The sequence below is a fragment of the Luminiphilus sp. nBUS_07 genome (assembly GCF_051201685.1).
Taxonomy (GTDB): Bacteria; Pseudomonadota; Gammaproteobacteria; order Pseudomonadales; family Halieaceae; genus Luminiphilus.
In genome coordinates, this window is record NZ_CP179213.1 from 133,116 (window position 1) to 149,374 (window position 16,259).

Consider the following 16,259-nt stretch of genomic DNA (forward strand, 5'->3'; position numbering starts at 1 on the left):
GGATCGGATCTGGAGCGCGGCAGATAGGGGGCGACACAAAGCCCCGAAAAACCGTTAAGGGCAGGATATAAAGGCAGGAGGCTGGGTGGGGATAAACGCTGCGGTGCCGTTTTCCCAATTCGAATAGGCGCCTATTTATTCGGTGGTTGGTACAGCTGCCTTGTTTTGGTCTTCAGCAGGCGGGGGCACATTGCGTTTCACTAAGAGATTGACCCCGCGCAGAAGGGTAAGCGCCTCATAAAGCTGGTTATCGCTTTCCCTTAAATCCGCCAGTGACTCGCTTTCAGAGCCTGCGTCCTGAGGGTTGGCGTCTGCACTGCTGTCCAAACTCCCCTTGAGATCCGACTCCTTAATTTGCCGTCCCTCGATACTGGTAACGCGAGCCCGTTCAACCACAATATCAGGCACGATACCTTCAGCTTGAATGGAACGGCCAGTTGGCGTGAAGTAGCGCGCGGTGGTGAGTTTTACGGCACGGGTCTCTGAAACGGGTAATACCGTTTGGACCGATCCTTTGCCAAAACTGCGGGTGCCCATGATCACAGCGCGCCCCACGTCTTGCAGAGCACCCGCGACAATTTCAGAGGCGCTGGCAGAGCCGCCATTGATAAGTACAACAATGGGTGCGCCGGCCAGGCGGTCACCGGGTGTTGCCTCAAAACGCTCCCTCGAGCTGGGGTGGCGACCCTCGGTGTAAACAACCAGACCACTGTCCATGAATAGATCTGAGACGGCCACACTGGCACCGAGTACTCCCCCGGGATTATTGCGTAAATCTATCACCAGCCCTTTGAGTTCACCCTCCAAAAACAGGTCATTTAAAGCGCTGCTGGCTTCCTCTCCTGTGGGTCGGCCAAATTGGGCAATACGCAAATAGCCGTAATGAGGTGCCAGCATTCGGGATCGAACGCTGGCCACTTTAATGGCATCTCGTACTACGGTGATCTCAAGGGGCTCCGTTTGGCCGCGACGACCAATCTCCAAATCAATAGGCGTTCCAATAGGGCCTCGCATCAGCTGAACAGCCTCATCAATGGTCATTCCCTTGACCGACTCTCCATCGAGCTTGAGGATCACGTCCCCGGCTTGCAGGCCTGCTGCTACGGCTGGAGAGCCGTCAATAGGCGCTATGATTTCGATGTAACTGCCCCGGCGTCCAATTTCGATACCTAGCCCAGAAAATTCTCCTTCCGTGGTCGTTTGCAGATCGCTGTAGTCTTCCTTAGTGAGGTAAGCAGAATGGGGGTCCAGACCCTCAAGCATGCCTCTCACGGCATATTCAAACAGTTTGCTATCGTCGATTTTTTCCACGTAACCAGCACGTATTTGATGAAAAACGTCAGCGAAGGTCTGTAGCTCAGCGAGCGGTAACGCACCTTTTGAGGCGTCAGAGCTGGGCTCTGTCGCTTTAGGTGAGGTGCTGGCTGCTTCGATGGCAGGGCTGACTGCTTCCGTAGGGAGTTCGGTGGGCTGCCCGTGGCCGGTAGTTGCAAAAACAGCCAAAAACATCGTGATCGTAACAAAGGGGAGAGACCGCATGAGGCGTCTGTGTCCTGAATAATGAGACGGTTATGGTACCCGATTGTGGTGTCTAACTGGAGCTACAGATCAGCGCTTAACCCACCGACCCGGATCAACGGGCTTGCCTGCACTGCGTATTTCAAAATACAGAGCCGGTTCAAGAGCGCCGCCGCTGGCGCCTACTGTCGCAATAACGTCGCCAGGAGTTACCCAATCACCTACCTCACGGCGCAGACTCCGATTCTGCCCGTATAAACTGAAGTAACCTTCACCGTGATCTAAGATAAGCAAAAGGCCTTGACCCCGCAGCCAGTCCGCATAAACCACTCTGCCGTGGTGCAACGCAAGGACATTACTCCCTTCGGGTGCGGGAATTAACCAACCGCGCCAAAGCATGTCCCCTGAATTTCGAGAAGCACCAAAGCGGTTGCTGGCCTTTCCCTGTGCAGGGAAGACCATTTGCCCTTTGGCTTCCTCAAAAGAAATGTATGCGGTGGGTGTGTTGAGGTCACTGAGTCGTTGCTCCAGCTCTAAGAGCAAATCGGTCAGTTGTGCTTGATCCTGCTGCAGCTGTGCCATGCGACTAGTGTCGTTTGATAAAGATGCCTCAATAGCAGATAGGGCTGAGCGACGCTCCTTCTGCAATCCCGCTGCAAGCAGGCGCTCCTCCTCTAAAGCGGCGCTTTGTTGGGCTAACTCGACTTGAGATATTCGTAGCGCGTCGGCATTGGTTTGAATACGTCGCAGCAGTGTCTGGTAGCGAGCTACCGCATCACTACGCTGCTGCAGAACCCGGTCAAAATAGGCAAGGTTGAGTGCCACCTCGTTAGGGCTTTGATCACCAAAAAGAATGCGTAGCCCGCCGCCCTCACGAAGCGCCCACAGCGTCCTAAAGTCTCGCGTCATGTTGGTTTGTTCTGTAACGACATCGTCTTGAAGTCGATCGCGTTCCATTTCGAGAGCTGCAAGACGAGGTAGCTCGCTGGCTATCTTCTGTTCGATATTGCGCAGTCGTTGCTCCAGCTTACCAATAGACTTTTCCGCATCGGCAAGACGGGTTTGTAAATCATCTTTTTTGGTTTGTTTTTCTGCGATCCCGTTTTGAATTTCACTAATCTGAATTTGCAGGGCTTGCAGCTGCGCCTGGGTCTCTTGCTCTTGAGTGATCTGCGCGTCGGCAGTGCCTATGAAGGCCAGCATGCTGACAATGGCCAAGGGTAATATCCAGCTCCTCGGTAACGGCGTCATAAATTAACGTTCAGACACAATCAGTGAGGTGCCGGTCATAGCGTTCGGCTGTTCAATACCCATCAAAGCGAGCAAGGTGGGCGCAACATCGGCGAGAATGCCGCCCTCCTGACGCAGCGTTGCGCGGTGACTCCCAAGGTAGACAAGTGGCACATGCTCCGTGGTGTGTTGCGTGTGATTTTGACCACTGACGTAGTCACGCATCTGTTCACAGTTGCCATGATCTGCGGTTACGAGGGCCTGTCCTTTTGCGGCAAGTACGGCTTTCTCGATTCTATGAAGGCAAGCATCAAGAGTTTCCACGGCAGCAACTGCAGCATCAAAGACACCCGTGTGCCCCACCATGTCGCCATTGGCGAAATTAACAATGATGCAATCAAAGCTTTTACTTTCGATGGCGCTCACAATTTCATCGGTGACTGCTACAGCACTCATTTCAGGTTGTAAATCGTAGGTAGGAACATCTGGCGAAGGTATAAGTATTCGTTTTTCGCCGTCAAAAAGTGCTTCACGTCCGCCGCTAAAGAAGAACGTAACGTGGGCATATTTTTCGGTCTCAGCGATGCGCAGTTGAGACAAACCTTTGTCGGACAAGACCTCACCAAAGCTATCGTCAACAACATCGGGGGGAAAGGCGACGGGGCAGCTAAATTGGCTGCTGTATTCGGTGGTACAAATAAGGTCTATAGCGGGCGCAGACGGCCGTGGGAAACCGCTGAAGTCTTTTTGGGATAGAGCCTCAGTCAATTGGCGAGCTCGATCGGCGCGAAAGTTCATGAATAGCACTACATCACCATCGGCGATCACCGCGGGCTCGCCAATGCGCGTCGGGGCCACAAACTCATCGGTTTCCCCGCGCTCATAGGCGGCGTCTAACCCCGCTGCGGATGAGGTTGCTGAATGTTCGGCTTCGCCCAAACATAACAACCGATAGCTTTTTTCTAAGCGATCCCAGCGTTGGTCACGATCCATCGCCCAATAGCGCCCGGTGATAGTGGCCAATCGGCCAACACCGAGTTGCTCAAAAACCTCTTCAGCGGCGCGAAGCGCAGATGCCGCACTGCGAGGTGGCGTATCTCGACCATCGAGAAACCCGTGCAAATAAATTTCGGTAGCCCCTTTAGCGGCCGCCAGACGCACCATCTCAAAAATATGACGCTCATGACTGTGTACGCCGCCCGCAGACAGCAGCCCCATAATATGTACAGCCGTACCTTGGCTGACCGCCGATTCAATACCGCGACAGTAAACTGGATTCGTGTGAAAGGTGCCGTCGGCTATGGCGTTGTCTATTTTCGAGATCGACTGGTAGACCACGCGTCCAGACCCTAGGCTCATGTGTCCCACTTCGCTATTACCCATTTGACCCTCGGGTAAGCCCACATCTTGTCCCGACCCAGAGATCAACGTTTTGGGCGCTGTCTGCCACAGTCGATCCCAAGTCGGAGTGCTAGCCGCTGCGATGGCATTATCTCTGGGGTCCTCACGGTGGCCAAATCCGTCCAGAATGATTAAAAGGGTGGGTCCTTGCTCGGCCTTGTTCATAATCCTGAGGGTCCTCTATCTTGAGCTAAAACGCCATTGTAACCTTGCCACCGCCACTACGCCCATAAACCCCGCTGGAGCGCTACGATGCAAACCGTTATACTCCCGCGCCAGCGCCGCATACAGCGGGTGCCCGTCACCTCTCGAGACAACCGTGCAATTAGACCTTTTACTAGAATTTTTCGCCCAACAGTGGCTCCTACTACTCGGGCTGGCGGCGACGCTAACGATGCTTTTTCTGCACGAATCCCGGAAAGCCGGGCCCGCAGTGTCGCCTCAGCAGGCGATTAATTTAGTCAACGGAGAGGGCGGTATTTTTCTCGATATCCGCGACGGTGCAGAGTACAAAAAGGCGCACATTGCCGATGCTCAGCATATTCCCCTAGCGCAATTGGGAACTCGGAAAGCCGAGCTTTCAGGGTGTGAAGACAAACCCGTCATCGTAGTTTGTAAGCTGGGCCAGTCATCGGGCACTGCGACACGCCAGCTGCGAGATGCGGGTTTTGCCAGAGCGCAAAAAATGTCAGGCGGCATGATGGAGTGGAATGCCATGAAACTACCAGTGGTGAGCTCCTGATGCCTGAAATTGTTATGTATACAACACGTTGGTGCCCTTTTTGCGTCGGTGCTAAAGCACTGCTTAACAAGAAAGGAGCAGAGTTCTCTGAAATACCGGTTGATGGGAACCCGGCGCTGCGCGCCACCATGGCAGAGCGTGCCGGTGCAACTAGTGTCCCTCAAATTTGGATCGGTGATGTCCACGTTGGTGGCTGCGACGAGCTTTTCGGTCTCGAGCAGCAAGGGCGTCTCGATAGTATGCTGTCGGGACAGGCCTGACGGGTTAGACTTCACCATCTTTTTTTCAACAACACCGTTAACTTTTAATAACACAGCTACTTAAGGAGTCGTTTCATGGCTGAAGAACAAGCCGCGGCAGAGGGTCAGGCACCCCAGCAGCAATTTACATTGCAACGGATTTACACAAAGGACATTTCCTTTGAATCACCGTCAACGCCACAGATATTTCGTCAAAACTGGCAGCCAAACGTCAACATTGATCTAAATACCAAAAGCTCCAGAGTTGACGAAGAAGGCAATCATGAGGTCGTTTTAACCTTAACGGTTACCGCTAAAATGGAAGACGACACGGCGTTTCTGGTCGAAGTTCAGCAAGCTGGCATATTCTTCGTTGTTGGCATTGAGGGCGAGGCACTGCGGCAGGTCTTGGCAACGGTTGGGCCCAATATTTTGTTCCCTTACGCACGGGAAAGTATTGACGCCTTGGTAGTGAAGGGTGGATTCCCTCCCTTGATGCTAGCTCCGGTCAACTTTGAAGCGTTGTACCGACAGGCTGTTGCCAGTCAGGCTCAGCAGGAAGCTGCGGCACAGGTCGAGTCAGACGCCGAGTAAACGTTTAGGCGCCCCCTGCGGGGGTGCCGTCCTCTTCTAATTCTTTGATCTTGCGCGTCAGCGTATTGCGACCCCAGCCCAGCGTTTCTGCGGCCTCAGCGCGTTTGCCTCCGGTATGAGCTAAGGCGGCGGTTATCATTATGCGCTCGAACTCTGGCAGCGCCTTCCGCAGAACATTGGACTCGCCCGCAGCAAGCCTCTGCTGCGCCCAAGTCGCCAGCACGTCTTGCCATGTTGCGGCGTCGGGAGTTCGTGCGGTTTGAGCGGGCTCTAGTAATTCAGGTGGCAGGTCGCTTGGATGAATCTCACGGCCCGCGGCCATCACGGTTAACCAGCGGCAGGTATTTTCAAGTTGTCTCACGTTGCCTGGCCAGGGTAATTGGCAAAGGTAGCGTGACGCTGAAGTGGACAATACTTTTCCTTCCACCCCGAGTTCTTGGGCAGCCTTACTCAGGAAGAATTGCATCAGCTTTGGGATATCTTCTTGCCGATCTGCAAGGCGAGGAAGGTGAATCCTAATGACGTTAAGGCGGTGAAATAGATCTTCTCGAAACTGCCCGTTTGCGACGAGATTTTCTAGGTTTTGATGGGTGGCTGCGATAATTCTGACATCAGCTTGCACCGGGGTCGCGCCCCCCACTCGGAAAAACTCGCCATCGGCTAGAACACGCAGTAATCGTGTCTGAGTTTCTGCTGGCATGTCGCCGATTTCATCAAGAAAAAGCGTTCCGGAGTCAGCCTGCTCAAATCGACCCACGCGTCTGGCCGATGCTCCCGTGAAAGCGCCTTTTTCATGCCCGAATAGCTCTGATTCCATTAGCTCCCTTGGGATGGCCGCCATGTTGAGTGCAATAAAAGGCCCATCTTTACGGGGGCTGTGCCGGTGCAATGCCCGTGCCACCAGCTCTTTTCCGGTGCCAGATTCGCCATTAATAAGGACGGTGATTTGGCTGTGAGCGAGGCGGCCGATAGCTCGAAACACCTCTTGCATGGCTGGGGCATTACCAATGATTTCAGTGGGCTTATCGGGTAGTTCAGCAACAGGGGCTCTTCGTTCTTTGCGCATGGTCGGGGTGCGCATTACGGTCGCAACAATTTCATCGACATCGAAGGGCTTGGGTAGGTATTCAAAAGCACCTTCTTCATAAGAGGCTACGGCGCTGTCGAGGTCAGAGTGCGCCGTTGTAATGATGACCGGCAGCTCTGGGTATTCAGCGCGCAATTCGCCCAGCAACGCGAGGCCATCGATGCCCGGCATGCGAATATCACTGATCACAACATCAGGGGCTCCTGATGCAATGGCGTCTAGCAAGGCCTCTGCTGTTTCAAAGCTCTGACATAGAAGCCCCGCCTGAGTTAAAGCCTTTTCCATAACCCAGCGTATGGAGCGATCATCATCAACCACCCAAACTGTTCGGTCTTCAGACACGTCTCAAGTCTCCATCGGTAATAAAACGGTAAAACAGGTATGGCCGGGTTCGCTCTCGCACTGGATAAGGCCACCATGTCTGTTGGCGATCATCTGGGCGATCGATAAACCCAGCCCATTGCCCTTGGTGCTAGATGTCACCATCGGTAGGAATAATTGGTGCAATTGGTCACTGGGGATGCCCGGACCTGCGTCGACAATGTCTAGGCAACACACCAACTTGTGGCGTTTACCACCCAGGGTATATTGGCGCTTGGCACGACTTCGAAGCGTTATCGTGCCTTGACCCGACATGGCTTGGCTGGCGTTGCGCGTGATGTTTAATATGACTTGGGTCAGTTGGTCGGGGTCTGCCTTGAATTCAGGCAGCGATGGATCGTAGTCCCGTTCGATAACAACCTTGCCGCCAGATTCGGCTTCTGTAAGTTGCCTGACGCGCTCAAGAACTTCATGGATATTCATGAAGCGGGTTAACAGCCGCTCTCTTGGGCCGAGCATCCGGTCTACCAAGGTGCGTAAGCGATCCACCTCTTCCATAATGACGTCGGTGTATTCTGTGAGCTTCCCGTCACCTAACTCCCGCGCCAGCAGTTGAGCCGCTCCTCGAATGCCCCCCAGTGGGTTTTTTACTTCGTGGGCCAAACCTTTGATGACTTGGCGCATAGAGGCCTGTGCTTCTCTAAGTTGTGCGTCTTCACTGATGGCATTGAGCCGGTCTACGGGGTGGAGCTCTAACAGAAGGCTCGGGTTGCCACCGGCAGTTTGCAGGGGGCTGATAATGAGGTCTACGCAGTACTGAGCGCCGCTGTGAAGTAACAGCGGCATCTCACGTTTCACCGTGGGGAAATTTTCACTTTGTACTTGGGTAAGAAGGTTTTGCCAGTCCTGATTCAGGCTGACCAGGCGATCAAAATGTACGCCTCGCGTGCGTTCACTGGAGGCCTGTAGCAAGGTTTCACTGGCGGGATTCAAGCTAACGATGCGTAGTTCGGTATCGAGCATAATCACGGCTGTCGCCAGGGCTTCGAGTATCTGATCCTGAGCGGCGACTTGAGGTGCACCCTGCTTGTACTGACTGATAGAGCTCACCTTATGGACGGCCTGAGTACATAAACAGTTACCGGAGCCGATACATCCAACACTTCCCCTTCCGTGTTCTGACGCTTAATCGTGACTTGGTGCTCCCCTCGATAAACATTTCGAAGCTGCCAGCTATTACCCTTCTGCGGTTGACCTATTGCTGCTCCATCGATTTCCAGGAGCGCGAACTCGTCAACCTCCAGAGGGGGAGAGAATTGGGCGGTCACGCCAAAATCTCCGGGACCCATAGGCACGGTTGTGCCCTCGCTAGGACTTGTGATGATGGTGGAGTACGTTACCAGAGCCTCAGGGCCTCTGGGCTCCCTGATAGGTTTTGGAATGTTCGGGGGCGGTTCTGAGAGGTTGGTAGGATTGAGCTCAACTTCTTGGATTATGCCTGACTGGCTTTCTGCTGGAGGCCTGTCGCTGAACACAGATTTACCATTTTTGTCGGTGTATTTATAGATTTCTGCCTGAAGGGGCAGGGTGTTGAGCGCTGAAATCGCAATGGTTGCGACACCTAATCCTTTGGCAATTTTGATCATTGATCCGGCTCCAAGGGTTGTCCCAAGAACAGCTTGCACTGATTGGTCGTTTTGAACCAGAGCGTGAATGCCGGTTACGGCATCAGAGAATTTAGAGCCCTCACGCCCCAATCAGGCGTAAGGACTCTCGAGCACTTTAAAGCGAGTAGTACATGTCAAACTCAACGGGGTGAGTTGTCATGTCGAGACGCTGAATCTCCTCGCGCTTCAGACCGATGTAGGCATCAATCATATCGTCGGTGAAAACTTCGCCTCGTGTTAGGAAGTCGCGGTCTTCATCGAGAGCGTTGAGTGCTACTTCAAGACTGGAAGCCACCGTTGGAATCGCCTTAGCTTCCTCTGCTGGCAGGTCATAAAGGTCCTTATCTGCCGCTTCGCCAGGATGAATTTTGTTCTGGATGCCGTCCAGGCCGGCCATCAGCATGGCAGCGAAGGCTAGATAAGGGTTTGCTGTAGGGTCGGGGAACCGGACCTCAACGCGCTTGCCTCGTGGTGATGGCTCGTAAGGAATGCGGATAGAAGCAGAGCGATTACGGGCTGAATAAGCCAGCATGACCGGAGCTTCAAAACCGGGTACCAGTCGCTTGTAGCTGTTGGTAGACGCATTGGCAAAGGCATTCAGCGCTCTGGCGTGCTTAATAATGCCGCCAATATAGTAGAGCGCAGTTTCGGAAAGCCCCGAGTAACCGTCACCGGCGAAGGTGTTGTCGCCGTCTTTGGCAACCGATTGGTGCACGTGCATTCCCGAGCCATTGTCACCGACTAAAGGCTTGGGCATGAAGGTAGCGGTTTTGCCATAAGCATGGGCAACGTTGTGAACGCAGTACTTGAGGATCTGCACTTCGTCTGCTTTCTTAACCAACGTGTTGAAGCGGATGCCAATTTCGCACTGACCCGCTGTGCCCACTTCGTGGTGATGTACTTCTACATCTAGGCCCATCTGCTCCATGGCTGAACACATGGCGGCGCGTATATCGTGGAGGCTGTCCACGGGTGGTACAGGGAAGTAACCGCCTTTAACTTTTGGCCGGTGGCCGGTGTTGCCATCGTCGTAATGGGCTGAAGATGACCAGGCCGCCTCTTCTGAATTGATGCTGTACCCGGCACCACTAATATCGGAGTGCCACTTAATGTCATCGAAGACAAAAAATTCAGGCTCTGGGCCAAAAAAAGCGGTGTCGCCGATACCTGTCGACGTGAGGTAGGCTTCCGCGCGCTTGGCGACGCTGCGAGGATCACGCTCGTAGCCTTGCATCGTTGTTGGCTCAATAATGTCGCACCGGAGAATCACGGTCGCGTCATCGGTGAAGGGGTCTAAAATTGAGCTGCCATCGTCAGGCATCAAAATCATGTCTGATTCGTTGATGCCCTTCCAACCGGAAATAGATGAGCCGTCAAACATCTTGCCCTCTTCGAAAAAATCCTCGTCCACCTCCGTGGCGGGAATAGAGACGTGTTGCTCTTTACCCATGGTATCGGTGAAACGCAGGTCTACCCAGCGAATATCATTGTCTTTGATTAAGGTGAGCGTGCGCTCCGACATGGCTAACTCCTTGAAATATCTAAATGGGGGCTTTAACGAGCCCCAAGGCTTGATGATTGGGGCATGCACCATGCCATGAATCAACGGTGTGGGATAGTGCAAGGTGTATGCCAGAGGAGTCTTCTCGGCCAAAAAAAATATAAGCCATTGAAAATTATAGTAAATAATCTAAAGCGCAGGATTTTTGGATGCCAAGCAATCGGCATCTCCGCACTATAAAAGTGCGCTACGCACTAAAATCGCGCATTTTTTGCCCCATAAATGGGCAAATGATCCTCGGCAGCGCCAGATCTTATTTTCGCCAGTAACCGTAATATTGCAGACCAGTTGTGCGGCAGCCTCTGGTAGACTCCGCGCCGCCCAACCCCCCTTATCTTGGAGAGACACGCCGCGTGATCAGCCAGCTGAGAAATATTGCCATCATCGCCCACGTAGACCACGGCAAAACAACACTCGTGGATTGTCTGCTACAGCAGTCCGGCACCCTTGACCGGAAAGCGGCAGGGACCGAGCGGATTATGGATTCCAACGACCAGGAAAAAGAACGTGGCATTACCATTCTTGCCAAGAATACGGCGATCCGCTGGCAAGATTATCGTATCAATATTGTGGATACACCCGGACACGCAGATTTCGGCGGCGAAGTGGAGCGGGTACTATCTATGGTGGATTCTGTCCTTTTGCTGGTTGATGCCGTAGACGGACCCATGCCACAGACGCGTTTTGTGACCTCCAAAGCATTTGAGCGCGGACTTAACCCCATTGTGGTCATTAACAAGGTCGATCGTCCTGGTGCCAGGCCTGATTGGGTGGTTGACCAAGTTTTCGATCTTTTTGACTCCCTAGGTGCCAACGAGCAGCAGCTCGACTTCCCTATTATTTACGCCTCTGCCCTTAACGGGATCTCAGGTGAAGAGCACGATGCGATGGGCACCGATATGGCGCCGTTGTTTCAAACCATTGTCGATAAAGTGCCGCCACCATCGGTAGACACATCGGGCCCGCTGCAGTTACAAATTTCCGCGCTCGACTACAGCAGCTATGTCGGTGTTATTGGTGTGGGACGCATCACCCGAGGTTCGGTAACACCCAACACGCAGGTTGCTGTTATTGATCGCAATGGCGACAGTCGTAACGGAAAAATCCTGCAGGTTATGGGTTATCAGGGCCTTGAGCGCGTTGAAGTGACTGAAGCTGGTGCTGGAGACATCGTTTGCGTGACCGGAATTGAGGCATTAAATATTTCTGACACGCTGTGCAGTCCGGATACCCCAGAGCCACTGCCGCCTCTCTCGGTAGATGAACCCACGGTCAGCATGACCTTTCAGGTCAATGACTCGCCCTTTGCAGGACTCGAAGGCAAGTACGTGACCTCACGTAATATCCGGGAGCGTCTCGATCGGGAACTCATACACAACGTGGCTCTGCGCGTGGAAGAGGGTGATTCTCCAGACAAGTTTTCGGTATCTGGTCGCGGTGAGCTGCACCTGTCAGTGCTGATAGAGAGCATGCGCCGTGAGGGCTTTGAGTTGGGTGTTTCGAGACCCGAAGTGATTCAAAAAGAAATCGACGGTGAGCTCTGTGAGCCCTATGAAAACCTGGTGATTGACTGTGAGTCAGAGCATCAGGGTGGCGTGATGGAGGAGTTGGGTCTGCGCAGGGCTGAAATGAAAAACCTGGTGATAGACGGTAACGGACGCGTGCGCCTTGAGTTTATTGTTCCGGCAAGAGGGCTCATTGGATTTCGTTCGCAGTTTTTAACCCTCACTTCAGGCTCGGGTATCATGACTCACGTCTTTGATCATTACGGCCCTGTTAAACGTGCAGAGTTGGGCGGACGCGTAAACGGCGTTCTGGTTTCCATGGTGAAAGGCAAAACCCTAGCCTATGCTTTATACACCTTGCAGGACCGAGGTCGACTTTTTGTCGATCCCAACAAGGACGTGTACGAGGGGCAGATTGTTGGGCTGCATAGCCGTGGTAACGACTTGGTTGTTAACCCGACGAAAGCCAAGCAACTGACCAATGTTAGGGCCTCAGGCACAGACGAAGCGCTAATTTTGACGTCTCCAGTACGACATAGTCTCGAGCAGGCTTTGGAGTTTATTGAGGATGATGAGCTTGTCGAAGTGACTCCTGACAGCATTCGACTGCGCAAGAAACTGCTGCTCGAACACGAGCGTAAGCGCGCAGCTCGCAGCGCAGCCTAAAGCGAGAACATATTTTTGTCGGCCTCGCGCCATAGATCGGTCAGGTAAGACCGATCTAGCTGAGCAGCATTTCGAAGTGGGGTAGATCGTCCTCGAGATAGGGGCCTTTTACGGTTGTAAAACCCAAGCCGTGATAAAACTCCTGTAGGTACGCTTGACCGCTAATTCTTAAGCCGTGGTTAGGCCACAGGTCTTGAGCGTAGGCCATGCTTTTAACCATTAGCTCGCGACCTAGTGACTGACCCCTGTTGTCGGGGGCCACTGCGACTCGGCCAATCGACACCTCCTCATAAACTGCCCCTGGGGGTGCAATCCTCAAGCTGGCGATGAGCTCCCCGTCCAGTAAACCCTCAAGGTGCCAACAGTGTGGGTCTATGTCGTCGGGATCCTGATAGGGACAGCGTTGCTCAACAACGAATATGCGGCTGCGCATGTTCAGCATGGCGTGCCACTCTAATGCACTGAAAACATTGAAGTGGCGAAAACGCCACTGAAGGGTATTAGACATAGTGTGGCCAGTTTTTTTGGTCAAGGAATGCCCTTTCCGGGGACATGGGTAGTTTATCGGGTTAGGATTCCGTCGAACAGGAATTAAAGGGCTGCAGATCATGCTGACCATGGGACAGGTACAGGACGATTTCGACCTCCTCAACAGGGCGGCAAGACAATCGTTGTCTGGCGTATTTGCTGGGCTCGATATCGAATCGAGTACGGTTGATTTACCTGCCAGTCGTTCCGTTTACTTTACCCCTCTCCCCGATAACACCATTGCCTGCGTAGAGTCGGGTTTGGTATCCGTTATGCATGAACAAACTGTGGTGAGCGTGTTGGAACCCGGCGATCTTGTGCTTGGCGACAGCGCCCTAGTTCCTGCCACTGTAACAGCGCTTCAATTTGGTTCGGAGGAGGGTGCTACCGTCCGAACCTGGGAGCAGGGGGCGTTTCTCCGCGCGATCAGTGCAGATGATGCTCGGCAAAGGCTGTGGCTCGCGGCACTCATCCAAACACAATCCCTCATGTATCGAATGAGTGGTTTAAGTATCCAGCGACAAACCGGGCTAAGGGGAGACACCGAGGTTTATTCCCCAGGCGCGGTCATTATTCAGCAGGGAGACCCCGCTGATGACGTATTTTCAATGGTGGCGGGGGTTGCGCAGGTGTTGGTAGATGAACAGCCCGTTGCCAGAATAGCCACGGGTGAGCTGTTTGGCACAATGGCGGCACTGACTAGTGGGCACAGGAATGCCACCGTAACTGCTCTAGAACGCTGTTCGGTGTTGCGCGTTCCCAAGGACCGATTTTTTGAAATTATTCGTACACGACCAGAAGCTGTGCAGGGCCTGTTGGTCGACATGGCGCGCTCTATTACGGCACTGAACGGAGAGGTAGTGGCATTGCGCCAACGTGTGTCAGAACCGTAAAACTTATTCCTAGTCACTTAAATACTGAGAGTTCCAGTTAATGTCTGATCCGGTAATGGGCGCAACGAGCCCTGAAACCCTATCGTTACGCGATTATGCCGAAAAGGCTTACCTCGATTATTCGATGTACGTCATTCTTGATCGCGCTCTTCCCAATATCGGGGATGGGCTCAAGCCCGTCCAGCGACGTATCGTTTATGCGATGAGTGAGCTGGGTCTGAAAGCTACGGCTAAATTTAAAAAATCGGCGCGTACCGTCGGTGATGTCATTGGCAAGTTTCATCCCCATGGCGACAGCGCCGCCTATGAAGCCATGGTGCTTATGGCTCAGGACTTCAGCTATCGCTACCCCTTAATCGATGGTCAAGGTAACTGGGGATCACCCGACGACCCTAAGTCGTTTGCAGCGATGCGTTACACCGAATCTAGGCTCACGCACTACGCTGACATTCTCCTGGCTGAGTTGGGACAGGGTACTGTTGATTGGCAACCAAACTTTGACGGCACTCTCGATGAGCCTATGGTGTTGCCGGCACGCGTCCCGAACCTGTTGCTCAACGGCACAACAGGGATTGCAGTGGGGATGGCCACTGATATCCCACCGCACAACCTCCGTGAGGTTGTTAGTGCAACTATCCGTTTGTTAGAGGCGCCCCGGGCCGGCCTAGAAGATCTCAGTGATATTATTCAAGGCCCTGATTTTCCCACTGAAGCCGAAATCATAACGCCTCGCTCTGAAATTAGTGCGATGTATAAAACCGGTCGGGGCTCCCTTAAAATGCGCGCGGCTTGGCGGATCGAGGATGGTGCCGTGGTGATTTACGCCTTGCCGCATCAAGTCTCTGGATCGAAAGTCCTTGAACAAATTGCCGCCCAAATGCAGGCCAGAAAGCTGCCAATGGTTGGCGACCTCCGTGATGAGTCTGATCATGAGCATCCAACACGATTCGTAGTAGTGCCCCGTTCAAACAGAGTTGATCTTGACGCGTTGATGAGTCATCTGTTTGCGACTACCGATCTAGAGCGGAACTATCGGGTCAATCTTAATGTGATAGGAATCGACGGTCGTCCGGGCGTGAAATCGTTGGCGACAATTTTGCTCGAATGGTTGGAGTTCCGCAGGACCACCGTGCGCCGTCGCTTGGAGCATCGGTTAGAAAAAGTCTTGAAGAGACTACATATTCTTGAGGGCTACCTCGTTGCTTACTTGAATATTGATGAGGTCATTCGCATCGTTCGTGAGGAAGACGAGCCTCGCCCCGCGCTCATGGCACGGTTCGCGCTGACTGAGATACAGGCCGACGCCATTCTCGATTTGAAGTTGCGCAATCTTGCCAAGCTCGAGGAAATGAAAATTCGCGGCGAGCAAAATGAATTGGCTGAAGAGCGTGATGATCTCGAAAAAACGTTGGGCAGTGATGCGCGACTGAAAACCCTGATTAAAAAAGAACTGGAGGCCGTTGCCAAGGACCATGGCGATGAGCGTCGTTCGCCTATTGTCGAGCGAGAAGAGGCCAAGGCTTTCAGTGAATTGGAGCTGACCACGGCGGATCCACTGACCATTGTTCTCTCTGAAAAGGGTTGGATAAGAGCGGCCAAAGGCCACGATATTGACCCCGAATCGCTCAGCTATAAATCGGGAGATGCGTTTAAACTAGCGGCCAAAGGACGAAGCAACCAACCCACCGTTGTTTTTGACTCCACCGGTCGGTCATACAGTTTACCCAGCCACCAGTTGCCTTCGGCTCGTGGCCAGGGTGAGCCATTGACAGGTCGCATAAACCCTCCATCGGGGGCAACTTTCGAGGCCTTACTCACAGGAGTAGATGCAGACCGTTTTCTGTTGGCTAGTGATGCGGGCTATGGTTTTGTCGCACGGTTTGCTGACTTGCAAACTAAAAATAAGGCGGGCAAAGCGGTCTTGTCATTGCCCAAGGGTGCTGGCGTACTGCAGCCTGGCAGTGTTGGCAGCGCGGACGAGTCAGCAATGGTTGCCGCTGTGACAAATGAAGGTCGGTTATTGGTATTCCCGCTTTCAGAGCTTCCTGAGCTATCCCGCGGCAAGGGAAATAAAATCATTGGTATTCCAACCCCAAGGGCGGCTGCCCGCGAGGAATTAATGGTGGGCGCGGTCGTTTTGGTTGCTGGCAATGTATTGCAAATTACTGCGGGTAAACGCCACTTGAAACTCAAATTCAGTGATCTCGAGCATTATCGTGGTGAGCGGGGAAGGCGTGGCAATAAGTTGCCTAACGGTTTTCAGAAGGTAGTTGCTGTGGGCGTGGTAGGAGCAGACTGAAGTCTGAA

At 53.2% G+C, this 16,259-nt stretch carries 14 protein-coding genes; 6 read left to right on the plus strand and 8 right to left on the minus strand.

Annotated elements, in window-relative coordinates; all coding sequences use genetic code 11:
- Window positions 1-135: 135 nt before the first annotated feature.
- From ACMAZB_RS00645 to gpmI, 3 genes are all read right to left on the minus strand, one after another.
- Complete coding sequence (locus ACMAZB_RS00645) at window positions 136-1,539, minus strand: S41 family peptidase (protein WP_435218698.1); 1,404 nt, start codon at window positions 1,537-1,539, stop codon at window positions 136-138.
- 69 nt (window positions 1,540-1,608) lie between these two features.
- A complete protein-coding gene (locus ACMAZB_RS00650) occupies window positions 1,609-2,736 on the minus strand; it encodes a murein hydrolase activator EnvC family protein (protein WP_435218700.1) in 1,128 nt (375 codons plus the stop codon).
- 36 nt (window positions 2,737-2,772) lie between these two features.
- Entirely contained in the window at window positions 2,773-4,314 is a 1,542-nt protein-coding gene (gene gpmI / locus ACMAZB_RS00655) for a 2,3-bisphosphoglycerate-independent phosphoglycerate mutase (RefSeq protein WP_435218702.1), read from the minus strand.
- Window positions 4,315-4,468: 154 nt separating this feature from the next.
- On the opposite strand from gpmI, the gene ACMAZB_RS00660 reads away from it, so the two are divergent.
- From ACMAZB_RS00660 to secB, 3 genes are all read left to right on the plus strand, one after another.
- Entirely contained in the window at window positions 4,469-4,891 is a 423-nt protein-coding gene (locus ACMAZB_RS00660; RefSeq protein ID WP_435213558.1) for a rhodanese-like domain-containing protein, read from the plus strand.
- Window positions 4,891-5,151, plus strand: coding sequence for a glutaredoxin 3 (grxC, locus tag ACMAZB_RS00665; protein ID WP_435218704.1), 261 nt, complete (start codon window positions 4,891-4,893; stop codon window positions 5,149-5,151). The genes ACMAZB_RS00660 and grxC overlap by 1 nt, the downstream gene beginning before the upstream one ends.
- Window positions 5,152-5,226: 75 nt before the next feature.
- Window positions 5,227-5,724 carry a protein-export chaperone SecB gene (gene secB / locus ACMAZB_RS00670; RefSeq protein ID WP_435218706.1) on the plus strand — a complete coding sequence of 166 codons (498 nt, stop codon included), beginning with the start codon at window positions 5,227-5,229 and terminating at the stop codon, window positions 5,722-5,724.
- 4 nt (window positions 5,725-5,728) lie between these two features.
- Here secB and ntrC read toward each other — a convergent pair whose 3' ends face one another.
- The 4 genes from ntrC to glnA form a co-directional block, all read right to left on the minus strand.
- The gene (ntrC, locus tag ACMAZB_RS00675) at window positions 5,729-7,153 is read right to left on the minus strand and encodes a nitrogen regulation protein NR(I) (protein WP_435213564.1); all 1,425 of its coding nucleotides are present in this window, start codon (window positions 7,151-7,153) and stop codon (window positions 5,729-5,731) included.
- A 3-nt stretch (window positions 7,154-7,156) separates the two neighbouring features.
- The gene (gene glnL / locus ACMAZB_RS00680) at window positions 7,157-8,242 is read right to left on the minus strand and encodes a nitrogen regulation protein NR(II) (RefSeq protein WP_435218708.1); all 1,086 of its coding nucleotides are present in this window, start codon (window positions 8,240-8,242) and stop codon (window positions 7,157-7,159) included.
- Window positions 8,239-8,778 carry a DUF4124 domain-containing protein gene (locus ACMAZB_RS00685; RefSeq protein WP_435218710.1) on the minus strand — a complete coding sequence of 180 codons (540 nt, stop codon included), beginning with the start codon at window positions 8,776-8,778 and terminating at the stop codon, window positions 8,239-8,241. The genes glnL and ACMAZB_RS00685 overlap by 4 nt, the downstream gene beginning before the upstream one ends.
- Before the next feature lie 136 nt (window positions 8,779-8,914).
- On the minus strand, window positions 8,915-10,321 hold the full coding sequence (gene glnA / locus ACMAZB_RS00690; RefSeq protein WP_435213568.1) for a glutamate--ammonia ligase: 1,407 nt from the start codon (window positions 10,319-10,321) through the stop codon (window positions 8,915-8,917).
- A gap of 392 nt (window positions 10,322-10,713) precedes the next feature.
- Here glnA and typA point away from each other — a divergent pair, with 392 nt between their 5' ends.
- Window positions 10,714-12,531, plus strand: coding sequence for a translational GTPase TypA (gene typA, locus ACMAZB_RS00695; RefSeq protein WP_435218712.1), 1,818 nt, complete (start codon window positions 10,714-10,716; stop codon window positions 12,529-12,531).
- A gap of 55 nt (window positions 12,532-12,586) precedes the next feature.
- Here typA and ACMAZB_RS00700 read toward each other — a convergent pair whose 3' ends face one another.
- The gene (locus tag ACMAZB_RS00700; protein ID WP_435218714.1) at window positions 12,587-13,039 is read right to left on the minus strand and encodes a GNAT family N-acetyltransferase; all 453 of its coding nucleotides are present in this window, start codon (window positions 13,037-13,039) and stop codon (window positions 12,587-12,589) included.
- A gap of 100 nt (window positions 13,040-13,139) precedes the next feature.
- Here ACMAZB_RS00700 and ACMAZB_RS00705 point away from each other — a divergent pair, with 100 nt between their 5' ends.
- Together ACMAZB_RS00705 and parC are read left to right on the plus strand one after the other, a co-directional pair.
- On the plus strand, window positions 13,140-13,952 hold the full coding sequence (locus ACMAZB_RS00705) for a cyclic nucleotide-binding domain-containing protein (RefSeq protein WP_435218716.1): 813 nt from the start codon (window positions 13,140-13,142) through the stop codon (window positions 13,950-13,952).
- Between the two features lie 40 nt (window positions 13,953-13,992).
- Window positions 13,993-16,251 carry a DNA topoisomerase IV subunit A gene (parC, locus tag ACMAZB_RS00710; protein WP_435218718.1) on the plus strand — a complete coding sequence of 753 codons (2,259 nt, stop codon included), beginning with the start codon at window positions 13,993-13,995 and terminating at the stop codon, window positions 16,249-16,251.
- Window positions 16,252-16,259 lie beyond the last annotated feature (8 nt).

What these genes read in the sequence shown, in the direction of transcription:
- secB (WP_435218706.1), top strand. Translation starts at nt 5,227, where the DNA reads ATGGCTGAAGAACAAGCCGCGGCAGAGGGTCAGGCACCCCAGCAGCAA.
- ACMAZB_RS00685 (WP_435218710.1), bottom strand. Translation starts at nt 8,778, where the DNA reads ATGATCAAAATTGCCAAAGGATTAGGTGTCGCAACCATTGCGATTTCA.
- ACMAZB_RS00705 (WP_435218716.1), top strand. Translation starts at nt 13,140, where the DNA reads ATGCTGACCATGGGACAGGTACAGGACGATTTCGACCTCCTCAACAGG.
- grxC (WP_435218704.1), top strand. Translation starts at nt 4,891, where the DNA reads ATGCCTGAAATTGTTATGTATACAACACGTTGGTGCCCTTTTTGCGTC.
- ACMAZB_RS00700 (WP_435218714.1), bottom strand. Translation starts at nt 13,039, where the DNA reads ATGTCTAATACCCTTCAGTGGCGTTTTCGCCACTTCAATGTTTTCAGT.
- glnA (WP_435213568.1), bottom strand. Translation starts at nt 10,321, where the DNA reads ATGTCGGAGCGCACGCTCACCTTAATCAAAGACAATGATATTCGCTGG.
- gpmI (WP_435218702.1), bottom strand. Translation starts at nt 4,314, where the DNA reads ATGAACAAGGCCGAGCAAGGACCCACCCTTTTAATCATTCTGGACGGA.
- parC (WP_435218718.1), top strand. Translation starts at nt 13,993, where the DNA reads ATGTCTGATCCGGTAATGGGCGCAACGAGCCCTGAAACCCTATCGTTA.
- ACMAZB_RS00645 (WP_435218698.1), bottom strand. Translation starts at nt 1,539, where the DNA reads ATGCGGTCTCTCCCCTTTGTTACGATCACGATGTTTTTGGCTGTTTTT.